This window comes from Vogesella urethralis, from assembly GCF_007644045.2.
In the GTDB taxonomy this organism is placed as follows: Bacteria; Pseudomonadota; Gammaproteobacteria; order Burkholderiales; family Chromobacteriaceae; genus Vogesella; species Vogesella urethralis.
Genome location: NZ_VMDW02000115.1, coordinates 1 through 1,329, shown reverse-complemented (window position 1 = coordinate 1,329; position 1,329 = coordinate 1). Strand labels below are relative to the sequence as shown.

Annotated in this window: 1 protein-coding gene; it reads left to right on the top strand. The window is 58.1% G+C overall.

All coding sequences use genetic code 11. The annotated features are described in order from the left end of the window. The first annotated feature begins 66 nt into the window (after window positions 1-66). A complete protein-coding gene (locus FLQ03_RS14740) occupies window positions 67-1,293 on the top strand; it encodes an IS256 family transposase (protein WP_144374140.1) in 1,227 nt (408 codons plus the stop codon). Window positions 1,294-1,329 lie beyond the last annotated feature (36 nt).

Here is a 1,329-nt window from a genome sequence, read left to right as displayed (position 1 = left end):
GGGCGTGTACTGAATTTTGTGTAAACAGACATTTGGCAGGAAACTGCCACCTAGTCTGGAGACACAATGAGCTCGAAAAATCACAACGTACCTGACGCACTACTGGACAGCTTGCTGGCCGATTACCAGAAGCCCGAAGACCTCATCGGAGAGAACGGCCTACTCAAGCAGCTCACCAAGCTGCTGGTCGAGAAAGCGCTGGTTGCCGAGATGGCGGCGCATCTCGGCCACCGCAAACACGATCCAGTGCGCAATCCCGCCGGCAATACCCGTAACGGCAAGAGCCGCAAGACCCTCAAGGGCGAGTTCGGTGAATTACCCATCGAAGTACCACGCGACCGCCAAGGCACCTTCGAGCCACAACTCATCCCCAAGCACCAAACCCGCTGGGCCGGATTCGACGACAAAGTCATCTCGCTTTACGCCCGGGGCATGACGGTGCGGGAAATTCAGGCCCATCTGGAAGAAATGTACGGCGCCGAGGTCTCGCCCAGCCTGATCTCCTCCATCACCGATGCCGTCAGCGAAGAGGTCAAAGCTTGGCAGGCTCGTCCTCTCGATGCGGTCTATCCGATCATCTACCTCGACTGCATTCACGTGAAGGTGCGTGAGGGAGCCGTCCGCGTGAAAGCCGTCTATCTCGCCATCGGCGTTACCCTGGCTGGAGAGAAGGAGGTACTGGGGATGTGGCTGGCCCAGACGGAGGGCGCCAAGTTCTGGCTTCAGGTCGTGACCGAGCTGCGTAACCGGGGCGTACAGGACATCTTTATCGCCTGTGTCGATGGCCTGAAGGGCTTCCCGGAAGCGATCGAGGCCGTCTTCCCGCAAGCGGCCGTGCAGTTGTGCATCGTGCACATGGTGCGGCACAGCCTGAACTACGTGTCGTGGAAGCGGCGCCCGGAGGTGGCAGCCGACCTGAAGCGGATCTACCAATCCGCAACCCTCGACGAAGCAGAGCAGCGGCTCGGCGAGTTTGAGGCCAAGTGGGATGACGAGTATCTGCCGATTGGTCAGTCCTGGCGACGCAACTGGGCTCGGTTGACGCCATTTTTTGACTATCCGCCGGAGATCAGGAAAGTGATCTACACCACCAATGCCATCGAGTCGGTGAATATGAGCCTGCGAAAGCTGACGAAGAATCGGGGCTCGTTTCCGAGTGATGAGGCGTTGCTGAAACTGTTCTACCTGGCGCTGAGGAACATCAGTCAGAAGTGGACCATGCCGATTCGGGATTGGAAGGCGGCGCTGACCCGCTTTACCATTCAATTCGAGGAACGTATTCCACAGGCGTAACCTAAACCCTGTTTACACAAAAATTCGGACAGCCCC